Origin of the sequence: Enterobacter cloacae complex sp. 2024EL-00214, from assembly GCF_043945575.1 — a bacterium.
Classification (GTDB): domain Bacteria; phylum Pseudomonadota; class Gammaproteobacteria; order Enterobacterales; family Enterobacteriaceae; genus Enterobacter; species Enterobacter cloacae_P.
The window spans coordinates 248685-269609 of sequence record NZ_JBIMRC010000004.1 but is presented as its reverse complement, the minus strand read 5'-3'; the positions used below and the strand labels follow the sequence as shown (position 1 = coordinate 269609).

Sequence of the window (20925 nt, the reverse complement as noted above, 5' to 3'; positions counted from 1 at the left end):
ATTGATAGTGGTTCTCATTAGTATTTACATGCTGCCGCCATTTACGCTCACTTTCATTGCGCTTACGCAGTAAAAATTGCTTATGCGTATTATTCATAAAATTTTCTGCTTATTCGATAAGCATCCGGGTGCACAATGTTACAATCGTGGTAATCTGGACGTCCAGACGTATAAAAACAGGGTTAGCGAACATGACAAAGAAGCATCTTGATACCACGCTGGTACAGGCCGGGCGCAGTAAAAAATACACACTGGGATCGGTCAACAGCGTGATTCAACGCGCCTCCTCGCTGGTGTTTGATACCGTTGAGGACAAGAAAATTGCCACGCGTAACCGCGCCAGCGGTGGGCTGTTTTATGGCCGTCGTGGCACGCTAACCCATTTTTCATTGCAGGAAGCCATGTGCGAGCTGGAAGGTGGCGCGGGCTGCGCCTTGTTCCCGTGCGGTGCAGCAGCGGTGGCCAATACCATTCTGGCGTTTGTCGAACAGGGTGACCATATCCTGATGACCAACACCGCCTATGAGCCAAGTCAGGATTTCTGTACCAAAATCCTCAGCAAGCTCGGCGTGACGACCAGCTGGTTTGATCCGCTGATTGGTGAGGGTATCGCAGAACTTATTCAGCCAAACACGCGCATCGTATTCCTGGAATCCCCGGGTTCTATCACGATGGAAGTGCATGACGTTCCTGCCATCGTGAAAGCCGTGCGCAGCAAGGCACCGGAAGCAATCATCATGATCGACAACACCTGGGCGGCGGGCGTGCTGTTTAAAGCGCTGGAATTCGACATTGATATCTCTATTCAGGCGGCAACGAAATACCTGATTGGTCACTCCGACGGCATGATTGGCACGGCAGTGTCCAACGCCCGCTGCTGGGATCAACTGCGCGAAAATGCCTATCTGATGGGTCAGATGGTCGATGCCGATACCGCCTACATGACCAGCCGCGGTATTCGTACTTTGGGTGTGCGTTTGCGTCAGCACCATGAAAGCAGCCTGAAGGTGGCCGAGTGGCTGGCACAGCATCCTCAGGTTGAACGGGTCAACCATCCGGCGCTCCCGGGCAGCAAAGGCCATGAATTCTGGCAACGTGACTTTACAGGTAGCAGCGGGCTGTTCTCATTTGTTCTTAAAAAAAGGCTGAATAATGACGAGCTGGCCCAGTATCTGGATAATTTTACCCTCTTCAGCATGGCCTACTCGTGGGGCGGGTTTGAATCCCTGATCTTGCCTAACCAGCCAGAACAGATCGCAGCCCTGCGTCCGGGTGGCGAAGTGGATTTCAGCGGAACACTGATCCGTCTGCATATTGGTTTAGAAAATGTGGACGATTTAATTGCGGATTTGTCGGCAGGATTTGAGCGTATCGTGTAAAGTGCTGGCTGAAAATGTACTCCTGGACGCTTTTGTGGACACTGCAAGCAGAAAAGTCTGCATGAGTTGCGCCCACGATCAAACCCAGCGAGTATAATTGGGAGTACAATCACGTCATATCTGCTGTCCCACAGGAAAGTCCATGGCTGTTATTCAAGATATTATCGCAGCGCTCTGGCAACACGATTTTGCCGCGCTGGCAGACCCTCACGTCATAGGTATCGTCTATTTCGTGATGTTTGCGACCCTGTTCCTGGAAAATGGATTGCTGCCAGCCTCGTTTTTACCCGGCGATAGCCTGCTTTTGCTCGCCGGAGCGTTAATCGGCAAAGGTGTCATGGACTTCACGTCGACGATGGTGATCCTTACCTCTGCAGCCAGTCTGGGCTGCTGGCTGAGCTATTTGCAGGGCCGCTGGCTCGGAAACACGCGCGTCGTGAAAAGCTGGCTGGCGCAGTTGCCGCATAAATATCATCAACGTGCGACCTGCATGTTTGACCGGCATGGCCTGCTGGCACTGCTGGTCGGGCGTTTTCTGGCATTTGTTCGCACCCTGCTGCCAACAATGGCGGGCATCTCCGGCCTGTCTAATCGCCGCTTCCAGTTCTTCAACTGGCTGAGCGCCCTGCTGTGGGTTGGCGTCGTGACCTCACTCGGCTTCGCGCTGAATATGATCCCGTTTGTGAAACATCATGAAGACCAGGTCATGACCTTCCTGATGATTCTGCCGATGTTCCTGCTGGTTGCAGGGCTGGTCGGAACGCTGATTGTGGTGATTAAGAAGAAATACTGCAGCGCCTGATGTAAAAAAGCCGGGGGGTGCTGCACTTACCCGGCCTACACTCTCCCCTTAAGCCCCCTGTATGGTTCTGATGCGCGTGGCATCTTCCCCCGGCGTAACGCCGAAGTAGCGCTTAAACTCCCGACTAAACTGCGACGCACTTTCATAGCCCACCCGCATTGCCGCGGCACTGGCCTTCATGCCATCGTGGATCATCAGCATGCGTGCCTTATGCAGCCGGTAGGTTTTGAGATATTGCAGCGGCGAGGTGCTGGTCACTGATTTAAAATTATGGTGAAACGCCGAAACGCTCATGTTGGCCTCTGCCGCCAGCTGGTCAACGCTCAGGTTTTCCGTGTACTGGCTTTCAATGCGCTTGAGGACGCGGCTGATCAGGCTGAAATGCGTCTGGCGGCTCACCAGCGCCAGTAACGCACCGCCCCCCGGCCCCAGCAGTACATGGTAGAGAATTTCGCGAACGATCTGCTTGCCAAGAATGCGGGCATCCAGCGGCCTGTCCATCACGTCCAGCAGACGCTCAATGGCGCAGAGGATCTCTTCCGATAACGTTGCCGAGTTAATCCCGCTCGCCGCCATCGATGGCTGGAAAAGCTCATCTTCGCCAATCTCCATCAGCAGTTCCTGCAGCTGGAGAATATCAACATTAACGCGAATACCCGCCAGTGGAACCGCCTCTGTCGCGAAAGTTTCACATTCAAAGGGTAAAGGTACTGTCAGCAGCAGGTATTCGTTGGTGTCATAACGGAATACACGCTCATTGATATAGCCAATTTTATGGCCCGAAAAGAGAAAAACGATGCCCGGCTGGTACATCACCGGCGTGCGTGTCCCGGGCTTCGTCCCGTAGAGCAGGCGAATATCTGGCAGCAGATTATCTGGCATCTTTTCTTTATCTATCAGCCTCTTAATCTGAGAAGTTAGCTGAAGACAGATCGCTTCACGGTTCATGTTGAGTTACTCCGGGTACGGTTTCCGACCCTGACAGTGTGCGCAGTTTTCCCCATTTTCTCCAGTGCTCTGTAGAAATGGGCAAGACATCGGCAGGAATGTGCATTGAGAGGATAGCCCCGGCCAGCCACAATGTGCAGCATCAGGTAGCCATCTCGCCACCACGGTTTTTCACCCACTATAGGGAACGAACAATGAACAACTTTATTCTCCACACCCCAACCCGCATCCTGTTTGGTAAAGGCGCTATCGCCGACCTGCGTGCGCAGATCCCGGCTGACGCCCGCGTGCTGATCACCTACGGTGGCGGCAGCGTGAAAAAAACCGGTGTGCTGGATCAGGTGTACAGCGCCCTGCAAGGTCTGGACGTCCGTGAGTTCGGTGGTATTGAGCCGAACCCGTCTTATGAAACGCTGATGAACGCAGTAAAAATCGCCCGCGAAGAGAAAATCACCTTCCTGCTGGCAGTTGGTGGCGGTTCTGTTCTGGACGGGACGAAATTCATCGCCGCTGCGGCACATTATGCCGACGGTATCGACCCGTGGCATATCCTCGAAACCCGCGGCAGCGACATCAAAAGCGCAATCCCGATGGGCTCTGTTCTGACCCTGCCAGCCACTGGCTCAGAATCCAACAAAGGTGCGGTTATCTCCCGTAAAACCACGGGTGACAAACAGGCCTTCATGAACGAACACGTTCAGCCAGTGTTCGCTATTCTGGATCCGGTTTACACCTATACCCTGCCTGCACGCCAGGTGGCTAACGGTGTGGTCGACGCCTTTGTTCACACCGTTGAGCAGTACGTGACCTGGCCGGTAAATGCCAAAATTCAGGATCGTTTCGCAGAAGGTATTCTGCTGACGCTGGTCGAAGAAGGCCCGAAAGCGCTGAAAGAGCCAGAAAACTATGACGTGCGTGCCAACGTAATGTGGGCGGCAACTCAGGCCCTTAACGGCCTGATCGGTTCAGGTGTGCCACAGGACTGGGCAACCCATATGCTGGGCCATGAACTGACGGCCATGCACGGTCTGGATCACGCCCAGACGCTGGCGGTGGTTCTGCCTGCATTGTGGAATGAAAAACGTGACACCAAACGCGCCAAACTGCTGCAGTACGCTGAGCGTGTGTGGAATATCACCGAAGGTTCTGACGATGCGCGCATTGATGCTGCTATCGAAGCAACCCGTAACTTCTTTGAAGCGCTGGGCGTCCCAACGCGCCTCTCCGGTTATGGCCTGGATGGCAGTTCCATCCCTGCTCTGCTGGCAAAACTCGAAGAACACGGCATGACTCATCTGGGCGAGCACGGCGACATTACACTGGACGTGAGCCGTCGCATCTACGAAGCGGCACGCTAAGCGTTTTTGTCATCCCGCCTTTCGTTTTTTGACATTTCGTCCAGACTTAATGCACATACACCATCGGGGGTTCGCCCCCCGATGGATGGCAAATGAAGGAGGAATAATGGCAAACCAAACCGTAATCAGGCTTCAGGATGGCAACGTAATGCCCCAACTGGGGCTCGGCGTATGGAAAGCCGGTAACGACGAGGTCGTCTCCGCCATTCATAAAGCACTGGAAGTCGGCTATCGGTCAATTGATACCGCCGCCGCGTACAAAAATGAGGACGGCGTGGGTAAAGCACTGGCCAGTGCTGGCATGCCCCGCGATGACCTTTTCATTACCACCAAACTGTGGAATGACGATCAGAAACGCCCCCGCGAAGCCTTGCAGGAGAGCCTGGATAAGCTTCAGCTCGATTTCATCGATCTCTACCTCATACATTGGCCGGTTCCGGCCATCGATCATTATGTGGAAGCCTGGGAAGGGATGATTGAGCTACAGCGGCTTGGGCTGGTGAAAAGCATCGGCGTCTGCAATTTCCAGATCCACCACCTGCAACGTCTGATTGACGAAACAGGTGTTGCGCCGGTTATCAACCAGATAGAGCTACACCCGCTGATGCAGCAGCGTCAGTTGCATGCCTGGAATGCGACCCACAAGATCCAGACCGAATCCTGGAGTCCTCTTGCACAGGGTGGCGAAGGCGTTTTCGATCAGAAAATTATTCGCGAGCTGGCGGATAAGTACGGCAAAAGTCCGGCGCAGATTGTCATTCGCTGGCATCTGGACAACGGCCTGGTGGTGATCCCGAAATCGGTCACGCCCGCGCGCATCGCCGAGAACTTCGACGTCTGGGATTTCCGCCTGGACAAAGACGAGCTGGGCGAAATTGCGAAGCTGGATCAGGGTAAGCGGCTAGGACCCGATCCGGATCAGTTTGGTGGGTAAATAGAAAACCCCGGCTTGCCGGGGTTTTCTATTACGCTTTACGCTTCACTGGCTTCTTCGCACTGGAATTGCCGTTCGAACGCTGATGCACAATCGGCGTGTGCTTGGTCAGCGCCGGACGCGTATTGCGGTTCTGACGGCGCGCTTCGCGCATTTCGTCCAGCGTCGGAGCTGGCACCAGACAGTCGCGACGCGAACCAATCAGGTGTTTTTTACCCATCTCTTCCAGTGCCTGGCGGATCATCGGCCAGTTAGCCGGATCGTGGTAACGCAGCAGCGCTTTATGCAGACGACGCTGCTTATCCCCTTTCGGCACCACCACGTCTTCACTCTTGTAACCAATCTTACTCAGCGGGTTCTTGCCGGTGTAATACATGGTCGTCGAGTTTGCCAGCGGTGACGGATAGAAGTTCTGCACCTGATCCAGACGGAAGCGACGCTGTTTCAGCCACAGCGCCAGGTTCACCATATCTTCATCACGCGTACCCGGGTGCGCAGAGATGAAGTACGGGATCAGATACTGCTCTTTACCCGCCTGCTTCGAGTAGGTATCGAACAGCTCTTTAAAGCGATCGTAACTCCCCATGCCCGGCTTCATCATTTTGGACAGTGGGCCTTCCTCGGTGTGCTCCGGGGCAATCTTCAGATAACCACCGACGTGGTGCGTTGCCAGCTCTTTGATGTAGCGCGGATCTTCCACGGCAATATCGTAACGCACGCCAGAGGCAATCAGGATCTTCTTGATGCCCTTCAGGTCACGTGCGCGGCGATAGAGGTTGATCGTTGGCTCGTGGTTGGTGTCCATATGCTCACAAATGCTCGGATAGACACAGGAGAGACGACGACAGGTTTGCTCCGCACGCGGCGACTTACAGCGCAGCATGTACATGTTGGCGGTTGGACCGCCAAGATCGGAGATCACGCCGGTAAAGCCAGGGACCGTGTCGCGAATCGCTTCGATCTCGTTGACGATAGAATCTTCAGAGCGGCTCTGAATAATACGGCCTTCGTGCTCGGTAATAGAGCAGAACGAGCAACCGCCGAAGCAGCCGCGCATAATATTGATAGAGAAGCGGATCATCTCATAGGCCGGAATACGGCTTTTACCGTATGCCGGATGGGGTACACGCTTATACGGCAGCGCAAAGACGCTGTCCATCTCTTCGGTTGAGAGTGGGATCGCCGGCGGGTTAACCCAGATATAACGTTCACCGTGTTTTTGCATCAGCGCGCGTGCGCATCCCGGGTTGGTTTCGTGATGCAGAATACGGGAGGCATGAGCGTAAAGTACCTTGTCGCTTTTGACCTTCTCGAAGGACGGCAGCAGCACATAGGTTTTTTCCCACGGTTTAGGACGCGGAGGCTGAACGACAATAGTTTTCGCTTCGGTTTTCTTCGGCTCAACCGGTTTGTTATCTGCACACGGCAGATCTTCGCCGTATGGATGCGGGATCGGGTCAATTTTGCCCGGCATATCAATGATGCGGGAATCCACCCCGCTCCAGCCCGGCAGTGCCTCTTTGACCATAATCGCGGTGTTACGCACGTCGCGGATGTTGCCTACAGGCTCACCCTGCGCCAGACGGTGCGCAACTTCCACCAGCGGACGTTCGCCGTTGCCAAAGATCAGCATGTCGGCTTTGGAATCTACCAGCACCGAACGGCGCACGGTGTCAGACCAGTAATCATAGTGTGCGGTACGGCGCAGGCTCGCCTCAATGCCCCCGAGAATGACGGGCACATCTTTCCAGGCTTCTTTACAGCGCTGAGTGTAGACCAGCGTGGCACGGTCAGGACGTTTACCCGCCACGTTATCGGCGGTGTAGGCGTCGTCATGGCGCAGCTTACGGTCAGCGGTGTAACGGTTGATCATCGAGTCCATGTTGCCAGCGGTGACACCGAAGAACAGGTTTGGCTTACCCAGACGCATAAAGTCGTCTTTGCTGTTCCAGTCAGGCTGAGAAATGATCCCGACACGGAAGCCCTGTGCTTCGAGCATACGGCCACAAATCGCCATGCCAAAGCTTGGGTGGTCAACGTAGGCATCGCCCGTGACCAGAATGATATCGCAGCTATCCCAGCCCAGTAGGTCCATCTCTTCACGGGACATCGGCAGGAACGGAGCCGGCCCAAAACAAGCAGCCCAGTACTGGGGCCAGGAGAAGAGGTCACGATCCGGCTGGATCAGGGAAATTGCGCTCATAATGCTTCCGAAGAAAAAATAAACAAAAGGAGCGGGATTATACGCTGTTACTCCGCCATAAATGAAGAAAAGGATGCACACATAAAACATAAAATCATGGAAGTTGTTAAAATACCGCGCATTGGCAATTTTGGATCATAATATCCACTATATTCTTCCGGTAACCAGCCACCGGAATGTGTTCTGGCACGGAGTTTATTTGTGAAGTTCAATGACTCGTTAAATGTTTCCCAACTGCGGGTGGTGCTCCATCTTTGCGGTTTTTTGGTGCTTCTCTACAGCCTTTCCATGCTGCCTCCAATGGTTATCGCCCTGATAAACAAAGAGCGTAACTTTTTCACGTTTTTAAGCACCTTTTTAACGTTCTTCACTCTCGGCGGCATCGCATGGCGGGCCACACGACACGCCGGAATACAGCTGCGCACCCGCGATGGCTTTGTGATTATTGTTCTGTTCTGGCTCCTGTTTTCATTTATCAGCGCCATGCCAATGTGGCTGGATGATGGGCTGCATCTCTCGTTTGCCGACGCTCTTTTTGAAGGGGTTTCAGGTATCACCACCACGGGCGCAACGGTGATTGGTGACGTCAGTGCCCTGCCGAAATCGTATCTTTACTACCGCGCGCAGCTTAATTTTATTGGTGGCTTAGGGGTTATCGTTCTGGCCGTGGCGGTACTGCCCTTACTGGGGATCGGTGGCATGAAACTGTATCAGTCAGAAATGCCAGGCCCGTTTAAAGAGGAGCGACTCACACCGAGGCTTGCCGATACCGCCCGTACGCTGTGGGTCACCTATCTCATTCTTGGCATTGCCTGTACGCTGGCCTACTGGCTGGCAGGCATGCCCTTCTTCGATGCGCTCTGTCACGGGCTTTCAACCGTCTCTCTGGGCGGTTTTTCGACCCGCAGCGAGAGCATCGGTTTTTATGACAGCAATGCGATTGAAGTTGTCGCTGGCCTGTTTTCACTGCTCTCCGCATTCAACTTTACCCTGTGGTATGTCGTGATTACCAGGCGCACATTCAAACCGATTCGCCGCAGCCCTGAGGTTAAATTCTTTCTGGCTGCCGCTACGGTTATCATCGCGATCACGGCCTGGCAGGTCTGGCATGCGGGGATGTACAACGCCACCGATAGCCTGGTTCACGCCTTCTTTCTGGCCAGCTCAATGATGACGGATAACGGCCTGTCCACGGCCGATTATGCAAAATGGCCCGCTCACACCATCTTCCTGTTGTTGAGTGCCAGCTTTTTTGGCGGCTGCGTTGGTTCAACCTGCGGCGGGATCAAAGCCCTGCGCTTCCTCATCATGTTCAAACAGAGTGTTCAGGAGCTGAACCAGCTGGCACATCCCAGAGCATTGTTGAGCATCAAAGTGGGCAAAAGCGTGGTGAATGAACGCGTTCTGCGCTCGGTGTGGAGCTTCTTCTTTCTCTACGTGATGATCACGGGTCTTTTCGTCTGGATGCTGAACCTGATGGGGTACGATCTGTTTACCTCATTTGCAACCGTGGCGGCCTGCATCAACAATATGGGGCTGGGATTCGGGGAAACGGCATCGACGTTCGGCACGCTAAAAGAAGAGGCCAAGTTGCTGATGTGCGCGGCAATGATTCTGGGTCGACTGGAAATTTACCCGGTACTGATCCTTTGCTCACGTTTCTTCTGGCGGGCATAAGCCATTCCCGGCAAGCCGGGAATGTCACAGGTTACGGCGCGGGGTTCACCAGCATTTGTCCTACGGACCCCCTGTCCATCATCTCCAGCGTCTGGCTGTGGAACAGGAACGGGAAGTGCGGCCACGAAGGCTGGCCATAGTAGACGAGCAGCTCGACCTGTCCATCCACCCAGACGGTATCTTTCCAGCCACGGTCTTCCGGGAAGGGCATCGCACCGTTAACGTTGCGAATAAGGAAGCTTACCCCTTCAATGTGGAACGACTGCGGCATGTCCGAGCGTACCGTCCAGCGCTCCCAGGTTCCCTGCTGTGCGGTGATATCAATGCGCTTGACGTCCCACAACGCACCGTTAATGCCCGGATCATCACCCAGGTGGATCTCACGGCTACGTACCGGCGAACCGCTCATGATCTCCTGCGGCAGCAAGCGCATTGGCAGGCTATCGGTCACCAGTGGCAACAGGCCCGTTGGTCGCAGGGTCAGCACCAGCGTGGAGACCAGAATGCTCGACGGCTCAAAGAAACCACGAATACGGTCAACGATGCTCGCCGCTTCACCGCAGGTGATCGACACTTCATCCCCGTTGGTCATATCAATGAGAATTTCACGGCGTTCACCTGGCGCGAGCGCAAGCTGTTTGACGGAAACCGGCGCAGGTAAAAAGCCCTGATCACCTGCAACCACGTGCAGTGCCCGGCCATCGCTCATCTGCAGCTGATAGCGACGCGAGTTAGAGGCGTTAAGCAGACGCAGGCGCACCCAGCCGCGCGAGACGTCGACATACGGGCTTTGCGCGCCGTTAACCAGCAGCGTGTCGCCGACAAAGCCACCGCTGCCCGGCTCACTGTATTCCGGCGTACCGAAGTTATCCAGACGTTTGTCCTGGATAATGACCGGGAAGTCATCCACACCATAGTGGTTCGGGAGCGGCAGGGATTTGCTGACGTCGTCTTCCACCAGCCACATCCCGGCCAGGCCGTTGTAAACCTGCTGAGCGGTGCGGTTAGGCGTGTTGGCGTGGTACCACAGGGTGGACGCGCCCTGACGAATAGGCAGCACGGGGGCCCAGTCGGCGTTTGGCGACATCATGCGAGCAGCACCACCAATCAACGGCCCTGGTACCTGCAACCCGCTGATGGTCATGGCGACATTTTCGGACGTACGGTTACTGTAGATCAGCTTAACGTCATCGCCATTCCACACGCGAATGGTTGGCCCAAGATAGCGCCCGTTAATCCCCCAGACAGACGCTCGCGTTCCCTGAGTAAACGACCAGTGGCCGCGCTGTAGCGTCAGGAAAAGCGGCTGCCCGCGACGGGATTCAATTAACGGCGGAATGGGCAGCGGCTGTTGCTGCCCGGCGGCGTTGGCTGTCAGCGGTATTGCGCCTGCACAAAGGGCGATCCCCGAAGCCTGAATAAACTGACGCCGACTGAGTGACATATAAGCTCCATCTGAAACGACTAACAACGCGGGAATTCGTTTTCCCTTTTAACGCCGGTTTATACCTTACCGGCGGCTTCTCTCTCTGCGACTTCTTTGTCGAGCAATGCAATATGTTGAGCCATCAGTTCACGGCAGTGTGCTGCCAGCTCGCGTACCTGATCTTTACCGTATTTACTGGTATCCACCGGCGGCAGCATTTCGACAATCACCAGCCCGTTATTCAGGCGGTTAAGATTAATCTTATTAGAAGTATTAGAAACACACACTGGAATAATTGGAACGCCTGCCGCAATTGCTGCATGAAACGCACCCGTTTTGAATGGCAGCAAGCCACGGCCACGGCTACGCGTCCCTTCCGGGAACATCCAGATAGAGATTTTGCGCTTTTTAAAGTGATTCACCACTTCCGCAATGGTGCTGTGTGCTTTTGCACGGTTGTTGCGGTCGATAAGCAGGTTACCGGTAAGCCAGTACAGCTGGCCAAAAAACGGGATCCACAGCAGGCTCTTTTTCCCCACGGTCACCGTCGGTGGCAGAACGATGTTTGCGGCTGTCACCATATCGTAGTTGTTCTGATGGTTAGCGATATAGATGGCGTTACCAAACTGCTCTGCGCCTTCAGGAATACGTTTTTCAACCTTCAGGCCAAATAACGGTGCAAGACGGCCAAACATGTGGCCAAAAGTGGCGACATGCTTCGGATTACGCGGGCTGAACAGGCAATAAATGCAGCCGAAAACACAGACCAGAATGCAATAGATAACGGTAAGAATAAGACGAACAATGTATAGCATAGCGACCTCTGAAGCCCCAACAGCTGACAATTATACTTCACCTGTGGCCAGGTAAGGACTTTATTACGAGCGCGTATTGTTAATCGCAACGCATGAATTAACAACGTTTTTGCGGGAAATTTTACTGAAATACCCCCTCCGGGAAAGAGGGGGTCAGAGCCAGATTACTCTTCGCTGTCGCCCGCGTAGCTTCGCGCAGGAGAGTCAATCTCCACGCGGTCGATGCGCTGCAGGCCGCGCATCAGTGAGCCACGGCGACCGCGCTCACCCACCACTTTCTGCAACTCTTCCGGACGAAGTTTGATTTTACGCTTGCCCACGTGGATGGTCAGCGTACTCTGCGGCGGCAGAATAAAGAGGTGCGCCAGGCCATCTTCGCCTTTTGCCGCTTCCGCCGACGGGATATTGATGATCTTGTTGCCCTTCCCTTTCGACAGTTCTGGCAGGTCGCTGACCGGGAACATCAGCATTCGCCCGGCGGTGGTGATCGCCAGCAGCATGTCGCTCTCGTTCTCAATCACCAGCGGCGTCATGACGTGCGCGTTATCCGGCAGGCTAATCAGCGCCTTACCGGCACGGTTGCGCGACACGAGATCGTTAAAGGTACAGATAAAGCCATAACCCGCGTCGGAGGCCAGCAGCAGTTTCTGCTCATCGGCTTCCATCAGCATATGGTCAACCGTCGCCCCCGGCGGCAGCGTCAGCTTGCCGGTCAGCGGTTCACCCTGTCCACGCGCGGAAGGCAGCGTGATGGGGTCAATGGCGTAGCTGCGGCCCGTGGAATCGATAAATGCCACCGGCTGGTTGCTTTTCCCTTTCACTGCCGCTTTGAAGCTGTCGCCCGCTTTGTAGCTCAGCCCAGGCGCGTCGATATCATGCCCTTTGGCACTGCGCACCCAGCCGCTCTGGGACAGCACAATCGTCACCGGCTCTGACGGCTGCATGTCGTGCTCGTTCATCGCCTTCGCTTCTTCGCGCTCGTGCAGCGGAGAACGACGGTCATCGCCAAAGGCATCGGCATCGGCCTGCAGCTCTTTCTTCAGCAGGTTGTTCATCTTGCGTTCGGACGCCAGGATCGCCTGCAACTGATCGCGCTCTTTTTCCAGGTCGTTCTGCTCACCGCGGATCTTCATCTCTTCCAGTTTGGCGAGATGGCGCAGTTTCAGCTCGAGGATCGCTTCGGCCTGGGTTTCACTAATGCCAAAACGCGACATCAGCGCGGGTTTCGGTTCGTCCTCGGTACGGATGATCTCGATCACTTCATCAATATTGAGGAACGCCACCAGCAAACCTTCAAGGATATGCAGGCGCTTAAGCACTTTTTCCAGACGATGGTTCAGACGACGGCGCACCGTATCGCGGCGGAAGGTCAGCCACTCGGAGAGGATCTCCAGCAAGTTTTTCACCGCCGGGCGACCGTCCAGACCAATCATGTTCAGGTTGATGCGGTAGCTTTTTTCCAGATCGGTCGTCGCGAACAGGTGGTTCATCACCTGCTCCATGTCGACGCGGTTGGAGCGCGGCACGATCACCAGACGGGTCGGGTTCTCGTGGTCAGATTCATCGCGCAGGTCGTCCACCATCGGCAGCTTTTTATTGCGCATCTGAGCCGCGATTTGCTCCAGCACTTTCGCACCGGAAACCTGATGCGGCAGCGCGGTGATCACCACCGCACCGTCCTCTTTGGTCCACACCGCGCGCATACGCACGGAGCCACGACCGTTCTGGTAGATTTTGCGGATTTCCGCGCGCGAAGTGATGATTTCGGCTTCGGTTGGGTAGTCCGGCCCCTGAACGATATCCAGCAGCTCATCCAGCGAGGTTTTCGGCTGTTCAATCAGGGTGATGGCGGCTTTCGCCACTTCACGCAGGTTGTGCGGCGGGATGTCCGTCGCCATACCAACCGCAATACCGGTGGTCCCGTTCAGCAGGATGTTCGGCAGACGCGCAGGCAGCATTTTCGGCTCCTGCATCGTACCGTCGAAGTTTGGCACCCAGTCGACGGTTCCCTGACCCAGCTCACCCAGCAGCACTTCAGCATATTTAGACAGACGGGATTCGGTATAACGCATCGCCGCGAAGGATTTCGGATCATCCGGCGCACCCCAGTTCCCCTGCCCGTCGACCAGCGGGTAACGGTAAGAGAACGGCTGAGCCATCAGTACCATCGCTTCGTAGCAAGCGCTATCACCGTGCGGATGGTATTTACCCAGCACGTCACCGACGGTACGGGCGGATTTCTTGAACTTGGCGCTGGCGCTCAGCCCCAGCTCAGACATCGCATAGACGATGCGACGCTGGACGGGCTTCAGGCCATCACCGATAAACGGCAACGCCCTGTCCATGATGACGTACATGGAGTAGTTCAGGTAGGCGTTTTCCGTGAATTCATGTAGCGCGAGGCGCTCTGCCATATCGCTCATTACGTGTGATTCCTCAACTCAGAAACCGATGGGTTTCAGGCAATATTGCCGCAGATACTACCCTATCTGCCGTGTTGAGTCACAAAGAAAAAGGGCCGCTTAAGCGGCCCTTTCTGGTGCATAGCAGATACGCATTACCGATATTTAATTTATTAGCGTTTCTTTTTACGTTTAAATAATCAGCAGCGTTTACTGCTTAATGTGATAAATAGCAGGTTAATTATTTGGCCTTATCGTTACGCTTTTCCATGATGAAAAACCTCATTCAGGGAAAATAGATGAGCCATCTTATTTATTTAACGCTTGAGGGTGAGATTCAGGGAAAAATTTCTGCTGGCTGTGGTTCGCAAGCCTCCATCGGCAACCGCTATCAACTGGGGCGTGAAGACGAAATTCAGGTCTTCAGCCTGACGCAGGTGGAAAGCGGCTCGCCGGGTGGCATTCACCACCATGGGCTGAATTTTTGCAAACTCCTGGATAAAAGCTCTCCGTTACTTTGCAATGCCATTAATAATAATGAACGCCTGAAGATGACGTTTGATATTTACCGAACAAATAGATATGGGCGACTGGAGAAATATTATCTTATCGAACTTCGTGGCGCGACGATGCAGTCCATTCATCAGCAATACAGGGGAGATAATTTACATTACGAATATATTTCGGTGAATTACGATTATATCCTGTGTCGCCATCTGATAGCCGGTACCGAGTTTGACTACCTGCTGACGCCGGAAAATTACGGCCGTCTTTTTCCGGTAGTGCAGAAAATGCGGCTTCCGCCAGAGCCACCGGAGCGTAAGGTGACGCTGGTGCTGGGCGTGTTCTTCGACGGCACGGGCAATAACGCGGTAAACACGCAAAGCATGCTCGAGACGCTTCAGGCGCAGCACTATGATATCGATAACCTGGACGCGGAAAGCATTCTTGCCAGAAATGCGTCAGAGAAGATGGGGGTTAACGGCATTGGGGCAGGCAGCTATCTGGGGTACTACACGAATATCTACTGGCTGAATGAGTTGTATGAGCAAAAATTTCCACCAGAAGGCTGCTACATTCAGGGTTTTGTCTATGTTGAAGGAATAGGCACTCGGGCAGGTGAACCCGATGACCCGATAGGACTGGGGCTGGGAACCGCAGAGACGGGGATTATTGCTAAAACCGACGACGCGGTTAAGCAACTGGCTAAAGTGATAGATGCCACCTTAACGTTGCTGAAAGGGAAGTTTGTCGTCGAGAATCTGCTGTTTGATATCTTTGGCTTCAGCCGGGGCGCAGCCGCAGCCCGTCACTTTGCTAATCGTGTACAGACTGAAGACATGGCAATTACTAAGGCCATATTGAAAGGAATGGCCGAGTACAGCTATCGTGGAAAACCTGCAGGTCATACCCGTTTTCTCGGCATTATGGACACCGTGGCCGCAGTCGGCACGGTAGCGAACGGTCTGGATCCACACAGCGCCGATACAGGCAGCGTCAATATCGCTCTGCGTCCCGGCGTGGCGCAGAAGGTGTTTCACATCACCGCCGGACATGAATGCCGCTATAACTTCGCCCTCAACAGCGTCGTTCCCGCCTGGCCGGAGCTGGAACTTCCCGGCGCGCATTCTGATATCGGCGGTGGCTATCTGCCGCAGCTTCGCGAGGATCTCTTTCTGACCCGCCCGCAGGTTGAAACGCTGCCATACAATCACCCCAGGGCACAGTCCCGCGTCTACCATCAAGCCATAGCGCAGCTAGAGAGGCTGGAGCACTCACCGGCCATCATGCCCATAGCACATTCTCATACCATCACGCCCGAAGTCTGGGAAGACGATTTTGCCCCTGCCGACCGCTACAGCCAGCCGCAAAAGCGCACTTATGCAGCCCTGACGCTACGCCATCGCATTGTGAGATATGACTGGTCGAAGGTGGTCTTGCGGGTCATGGTCGATGCGGCGACAGAAGCGGGTGCAGCGTTTAAGGATGTAGAGACGATGAGTAAACATCGCATCCCTGATGAATTAAAACCGTTTTGTGTACATGCCCGGGAGATGGGGAAAGCGGTTCGTCGGCATGCAACGGCATCCGGTTTTACACCTGAAGAGGTGGACATAATAGCGAGAAACTATATCCACTGCTCTGCACACTGGAACGCAGTGGAACTTAAGCAGACCGGGGAATTACAGGGTGGCGTATCGGCCTCCGAAACGGTCGGCTTTGTGAACAGGCCAGACACAAACTGGAAGAGAACGATTTACAATATGGATGGAAAAAAACGATGAAAATACACAACATAGTTGCACTTGCCCTACTCCTGACGACGGCTGCTTGCAGCCCACAAAAAAAATACCCTTTGCAGTCAAAGCAGGCCGCCAGCGGCGACTGGACGCTTCCCTATGGGGAATGGAGCTTTACCTTTGTCACCCCCAGAGATTTGATGGCTGATACCAGTCATGTGCGGATAATCGATACGGATGGTTATCTTTATACCTTCTACATGCTTGATCCAACGTTCCAGAGCCCGGATTCCATCAACAATTGGGCTTCAGACATTCGTGGCCCCAGCGTCAATTTCAACAAAGTCAAAAAACCGCCGCAATACATCGTCTTCTGCTGGGATTCTTATGCCGATCAAAAAACCTATGAAACCCGCGCCGTATTCGGGCCGGAAACCTGGCAAAGAATGAAAACGCCTGCCGACCATACTCGTCCCTCCGGTGCCCCTGTCTGGTACAGCAGAATGGTGTTTGGCCTGTCCCCCGGTGGCAAAGTCAAAGTCTGGTTTTCAGACGTCGCCGGACGCCCCAGCCTCCCGGTTAAACCCAGAAGCCTGATCACCCTATCCGGCAACGATCTCACCCTCTGCAAAGCCTTCAATACCCCTGTCGAAAACTATGTACAGTCTATTGAAGAGATCAGCAAAGGCAGAACCTACCCCTACGGGAACTGGGATTAACAGGGATGAAATAATGAAGATAAATAAACACGTTATTCTCGCAGTGATGTTCGCCATCACCGGCTGCACGACGCAAAAATCATACCCTTTGCAGTCAAAGCAGGCCGCCAGCGGCGACTGGACGCTTCCCTATGGGGAATGGAGCTTTACCTTTGTTACCCCCAGGGATTTGCTGGCTGATATCAATCACGCGCGGGTAATCGATACGGACGGTTATCTCTATACCTTTAACACGCTTGATCCAACGTCCCAGAGCCATGAATCGATCGATAAATGGGCTTCGGCCGTGCATGGTCCCGGCACCTATGTATTCAACAAAGTCAAAAAACCGCCGCAGTACATCGTCTTCTGCTGGGATTCCTATGCCGATCAAAAAACCTATGAAACCCGCGCCGTATTCGGGCCGGAAACCTGGCAAAGAATGAAAACGCCTGCCGACCATACTCGTCCCTCCGGTGCCCCTGTCTGGTACAGCAGAATGGTGTTTGGCCTGTCCCCCGGTGGCAAAGTCAAAGTCTGGTTTTCAGACGTCGCCGGACGCCCCAGCCTCCCGGTTAAACCCAGAAGCCTGATCACCCTATCCGGCAACGATCTGGATCTCTGCAAAGCCTTCAATACCCCTGTCGAAGATTACATTCAGTCCATTGAAGAGATCAGCAAAGGCAGAACCTACCCCTACGGGAACTGGGATTAACAGGGATGAAATAATGAAGATAAATAAACACGTTATTCTCGCAGTGATGTTCGCCATCACCGGCTGCACGACGCAAAAATCATACCCTTTGCAGTCAAAGCAGGCCGCCAGCGGCGACTGGACGCTTCCCTATGGGGAATGGGATTTTTCCTTTATCACCCCCAAGGATTTGCTGGCTGATGTCAATCACGCGCGGGTCATCGATACGGATGGCTATCTCTATACTTTTAACACGCTTGATCAGACGTCTCCCGATCCTGGTTCCGTTGATAAATGGACAGATGTTACCTTTGGCGGCAGAGCCCATTTCAACAAAGTCAAAAAACCGCCGCAGTACATCGTCTTCTGCTGGGATTCCTATGCCGATCAAAAAACCTATGAAACCAGTGCCATATTCGGGCCGGAAACCTGGCAAAGAATGAAAACGCCTGCCGACCATACTCGTCCCTCCGGTGCTCCTGTCTGGTACAACAGAATGGTCTTTGGCCTGTCCCCCGGTGGCAAAGTCAAAATCTGGTTTTCAGATGTTGCCGGACGCCCCAGTATTCCGATTAAACCCAGAAAACTGGTTACCCGATCCGGCAAAGATCTCACCCTCTGCAAAGCCTTCAATACCCCTGTCGAAGATTACATTCAGTCCATTGAAGAGATCAGCAAAGGCAGAACCTACCCCTACGGGAACTGGGATTAACAGACAAAAAAATGCCGCACGTTGACCGGGCGGCATTATTTCAAGTCAGTCAGGCGTTACTGGTTAAGCCTGATAACCTGCTTCACGTCGATTTCAAACTCGTTCCACCCTTTATCAACCTTACCCTGGATTTCAACTTTATCCTGCGGGGTAACGGTCACGCCGTTCCAGCGCTTGTGGTCAATCTCCACATTTACCGTACCGGTCTCATCGCGGAACATATAGCGGTCATCGGACAGGCGCTCGGTGATGTTCCCGCGCAGTTTCACCCAGCTGTCGTCCTGCATCTCTTTCACTTTTACGGCTGTAGTGAGATTGGCGTTATTATCGACAAACCCGCCCTGTTGGGTTTGGGTTTGCGTCTGGGCAGGTGTGGCTGAGGGGCCGTTAAATCCACCCTGAGCAGCAAAAACGGGGGCTGTGGTCATCATCATGATGGCGGTAATCGCAGCGAATTTTTTCATCTTAATCTCTCCCTTTAATATCGTTTCGCAGTGCATTAAACCGGGTAATACTTAACAACTTCTTAAGGGAAAAATTTATTTATTATTGCTGTACAGCAAGCTACTGCAGAGGGTTTACTGACGTTATCAAGGAGGGCGTTATGCGCATTTTACTGGTAGAAGACGACAAGTTAATTGGCGATGGCATCAAAGCGGGCCTAAGCAAAATGGGGTTTAGCGTGGACTGGTTTACCGACGGGAAAACCGGGCAAACCGCGCTGTATACCGCCCCCTATGATGCCGTGGTGCTTGACCTGACGCTACCGGAAATTGACGGTCTGGAGATCCTGCGCGCCTGGCGCGAAAGCGGACGCAGTGAGCCAATACTGGTGCTGACCGCGCGGGATGCACTTAACCAGCGCGTCGAAGGTTTGCGTCTGGGGGCGGATGATTACCTGTGTAAGCCATTCGCCCTGATTGAAGTGGCGGCTCGCCTTGAAGCACTGGTGCGCCGTAGCCACGGCCAGACGCGCAATGAACTTCGTCACGGCAAGGTGACGCTCGATCCGGCAAGCCTCGTTGCGAAACTTGAAGGTGAAACGCTGGCTCTCAAACCCAAAGAGTTTGCCCTGCTGGAGTTGCTGATGCGCAATGCAGGCCGCGTGCTGCCGCGCAAGCTGATCGAGGAAAAACTCTACACCTGGGATGATGACGTCTCCAGTAATACCGTGGAAGTCCATGTGCATCATCTGCGCCGTAAGCTTGGCAGTGAATTTATCCGCACCGTTCACGGCATCGGTTATACCCTGGGTGACGCATGAAACTGACCCAACGCCTGAGCCTGAAGCTGCGCCTGACGCTGCTTTTTTTGGTGTTGTCCCTGGCCGCGTGGTTCGCCGCAAGCATCGTTGCCTGGCACCAGACCACCCGCAAGCTCGATAAGCTGTTTGATACCCAGCAGATGTTGTTTGCCAAACGGCTGCTGGCGATGGATCTGAACGAGATCCAGGCTCCCAAACGGATGTCCGACATCCCCAAAAAAGTGAAACATGGTCGTCTGGACGATGACGCGCTGGCCTTCGCCATCTACACCCCCGACGGAAAAATGGTGTTAAACGACGGTGAAAACGGGCGCGACATTCTGTATCACTATCGCCGTGACGGTTTTGACAACGGGCAGCTTAAAGACGACAAGGATGAATGGCGTTTTTTATGGCTTACCTCACCTGACGGGAAATATCGCGTGGTGGTCGGCCAGGAGTGGGAATACCGCCAGGAGATGGCGCTGGATATCGTCAGCTCACAGCTCACGCCGTGGCTGGTGGCACTGCCCGTGATGTTGCTGTTGCTTATCGTCCTGCTCAACCGGGAGCTGCAGCCGCTGAAAAAGCTGGCGAAGACCCTGCGCTCGCGCTCACCGGATGCCACCGACACGCTCTCAACGCAAGGTGTTCCCGCAGAAGTACACCCCCTGCTTGACTCGCTGAACCATCTGTTTACGCGCACCCAGGAGATGATGACCCGTGAACGGCAATTCACTTCGGATGCCGCCCACGAACTGCGCAGCCCGCTGGCTGCGTTGAAGGTGCAAACCGACGTGGCGCAACTGTCGCGGGATGATCCGCAGGCGCAGGAAAAAGCGCTGACCCAACTGCACGCCGGTATCGACCGGGCATCCCGGCTGGTGGATCAGCTCCTGACGCTCTCACGCCTGGACTCGCTGGATAATCTGGACGACGTCGAACCGATTGTGATGGCCGATTTACTGCAGTCGGCGGTGATGGATATCTGGTACCCGGCGCAGCAGGCAGGCATTGATATCCGCCTGAATATCAACGCCCCGCAGGTTAAACATACGGGTCAACAGCTGCTATTGAGCCTGCTGGTCCGTAACCTGCTGGATAACGCCGTGCGTTACAGCCCGCGCGGTAGCGTGGTCAATGTGACGCTGGACACCCACAGCTTTACCGTGTGTGACAACGGCCCGGGGATTTCTCCCACGGTACTGGCACGTCTCGGCGAGCGCTTTTATCGCCCGCCAGGACAGGAGGCGACCGGAAGCGGGCTGGGGCTCTCTATTGTCAGGCGTATTGCTGCCCTGCACGGTATGCGCGTATCGCTGGAAAATGCCGATGGCGGTGGATTCAACGTGAAAATTAGCTGGTAATCCATTATTGCGTTTAAAGCAAAAGAC

17 protein-coding genes are annotated in these 20925 nt (G+C 54.3%); 11 read left to right on the top strand and 6 right to left on the bottom strand.

Annotated features, from left to right (window positions below; translation table 11 throughout):
- The first annotated feature begins 191 nt into the window (after window positions 1-191).
- Entirely contained in the window at window positions 192-1379 is a 1188-nt protein-coding gene (metC, locus tag ACHHZ6_RS06930; RefSeq protein WP_182272632.1) for a cystathionine beta-lyase, read from the top strand.
- Window positions 1380-1521: 142 nt separating this feature from the next.
- A complete protein-coding gene (gene yghB, locus ACHHZ6_RS06925) occupies window positions 1522-2181 on the top strand; it encodes a DedA family general envelope maintenance protein YghB (RefSeq protein WP_182272633.1) in 660 nt (219 codons plus the stop codon).
- Between the two features lie 48 nt (window positions 2182-2229).
- On the opposite strand, the gene ACHHZ6_RS06920 is transcribed toward yghB, so the two are convergent.
- On the bottom strand, window positions 2230-3129 hold the full coding sequence (locus tag ACHHZ6_RS06920; RefSeq protein ID WP_182272634.1) for an AraC family transcriptional regulator: 900 nt from the start codon (window positions 3127-3129) through the stop codon (window positions 2230-2232).
- Between the two features lie 194 nt (window positions 3130-3323).
- On the opposite strand from ACHHZ6_RS06920, the gene yqhD reads away from it, so the two are divergent.
- Entirely contained in the window at window positions 3324-4487 is a 1164-nt protein-coding gene (gene yqhD, locus ACHHZ6_RS06915; protein ID WP_182272635.1) for an alcohol dehydrogenase, read from the top strand.
- Window positions 4488-4593: 106 nt separating this feature from the next.
- Complete coding sequence (gene dkgA, locus ACHHZ6_RS06910; RefSeq protein WP_182272636.1) at window positions 4594-5421, top strand: 2,5-didehydrogluconate reductase DkgA; 828 nt, start codon at window positions 4594-4596, stop codon at window positions 5419-5421.
- Between the two features lie 31 nt (window positions 5422-5452).
- Here dkgA and ACHHZ6_RS06905 read toward each other — a convergent pair whose 3' ends face one another.
- Window positions 5453-7714 carry a YgiQ family radical SAM protein gene (locus ACHHZ6_RS06905; RefSeq protein WP_182272637.1) on the bottom strand — a complete coding sequence of 754 codons (2262 nt, stop codon included), beginning with the start codon at window positions 7712-7714 and terminating at the stop codon, window positions 5453-5455.
- 111 nt (window positions 7715-7825) lie between these two features.
- Between ACHHZ6_RS06905 and ACHHZ6_RS06900 the strand changes: the two genes are divergently transcribed.
- A complete protein-coding gene (locus tag ACHHZ6_RS06900) occupies window positions 7826-9301 on the top strand; it encodes a TrkH family potassium uptake protein (protein ID WP_182272638.1) in 1476 nt (491 codons plus the stop codon).
- 31 nt (window positions 9302-9332) lie between these two features.
- On the opposite strand, the gene ftsP is transcribed toward ACHHZ6_RS06900, so the two are convergent.
- From ftsP to parC, 3 genes are all read right to left on the bottom strand, one after another.
- Window positions 9333-10745 (bottom strand): cell division protein FtsP, encoded by a 1413-nt coding sequence (ftsP, locus tag ACHHZ6_RS06895; protein ID WP_182272639.1) that lies wholly within the window; start codon window positions 10743-10745, stop codon window positions 9333-9335.
- A gap of 59 nt (window positions 10746-10804) precedes the next feature.
- Window positions 10805-11542, bottom strand: coding sequence for a 1-acylglycerol-3-phosphate O-acyltransferase (gene plsC / locus ACHHZ6_RS06890; protein WP_182272640.1), 738 nt, complete (start codon window positions 11540-11542; stop codon window positions 10805-10807).
- A gap of 164 nt (window positions 11543-11706) precedes the next feature.
- Entirely contained in the window at window positions 11707-13965 is a 2259-nt protein-coding gene (gene parC, locus ACHHZ6_RS06885) for a DNA topoisomerase IV subunit A (protein ID WP_395121972.1), read from the bottom strand.
- A 278-nt stretch (window positions 13966-14243) separates the two neighbouring features.
- Between parC and tssD the strand changes: the two genes are divergently transcribed.
- Genes tssD through ACHHZ6_RS06865 form a run of 4 tightly spaced genes read left to right on the top strand, consistent with a single transcriptional unit; the run spans window position 14244 to window position 18288 of the window.
- Complete coding sequence (gene tssD / locus ACHHZ6_RS06880) at window positions 14244-16229, top strand: type VI secretion system tube protein TssD (RefSeq protein WP_395121970.1); 1986 nt, start codon at window positions 14244-14246, stop codon at window positions 16227-16229.
- Complete coding sequence (locus ACHHZ6_RS06875) at window positions 16226-16903, top strand: DUF2931 family protein (RefSeq protein ID WP_182918953.1); 678 nt, start codon at window positions 16226-16228, stop codon at window positions 16901-16903. The genes tssD and ACHHZ6_RS06875 overlap by 4 nt, the downstream gene beginning before the upstream one ends.
- Window positions 16904-16916: 13 nt before the next feature.
- Complete coding sequence (locus ACHHZ6_RS06870; RefSeq protein WP_182918954.1) at window positions 16917-17597, top strand: DUF2931 family protein; 681 nt, start codon at window positions 16917-16919, stop codon at window positions 17595-17597.
- Between the two features lie 13 nt (window positions 17598-17610).
- Window positions 17611-18288, top strand: a complete 678-nt coding sequence (locus tag ACHHZ6_RS06865) for a DUF2931 family protein (protein WP_182918955.1) — start codon at window positions 17611-17613, stop codon at window positions 18286-18288.
- Window positions 18289-18344: 56 nt separating this feature from the next.
- On the opposite strand, the gene ACHHZ6_RS06860 is transcribed toward ACHHZ6_RS06865, so the two are convergent.
- Window positions 18345-18752 carry a YgiW/YdeI family stress tolerance OB fold protein gene (locus ACHHZ6_RS06860; protein ID WP_182272643.1) on the bottom strand — a complete coding sequence of 136 codons (408 nt, stop codon included), beginning with the start codon at window positions 18750-18752 and terminating at the stop codon, window positions 18345-18347.
- A gap of 140 nt (window positions 18753-18892) precedes the next feature.
- Here ACHHZ6_RS06860 and qseB point away from each other — a divergent pair, with 140 nt between their 5' ends.
- Both qseB and qseC read left to right on the top strand, forming a co-directional pair.
- Window positions 18893-19552, top strand: coding sequence for a quorum sensing response regulator transcription factor QseB (gene qseB / locus ACHHZ6_RS06855; protein WP_182272644.1), 660 nt, complete (start codon window positions 18893-18895; stop codon window positions 19550-19552).
- A complete protein-coding gene (gene qseC, locus ACHHZ6_RS06850) occupies window positions 19549-20898 on the top strand; it encodes a quorum sensing histidine kinase QseC (RefSeq protein ID WP_196390498.1) in 1350 nt (449 codons plus the stop codon). The genes qseB and qseC overlap by 4 nt, the downstream gene beginning before the upstream one ends.
- Window positions 20899-20925: the final 27 nt, after the last annotated feature.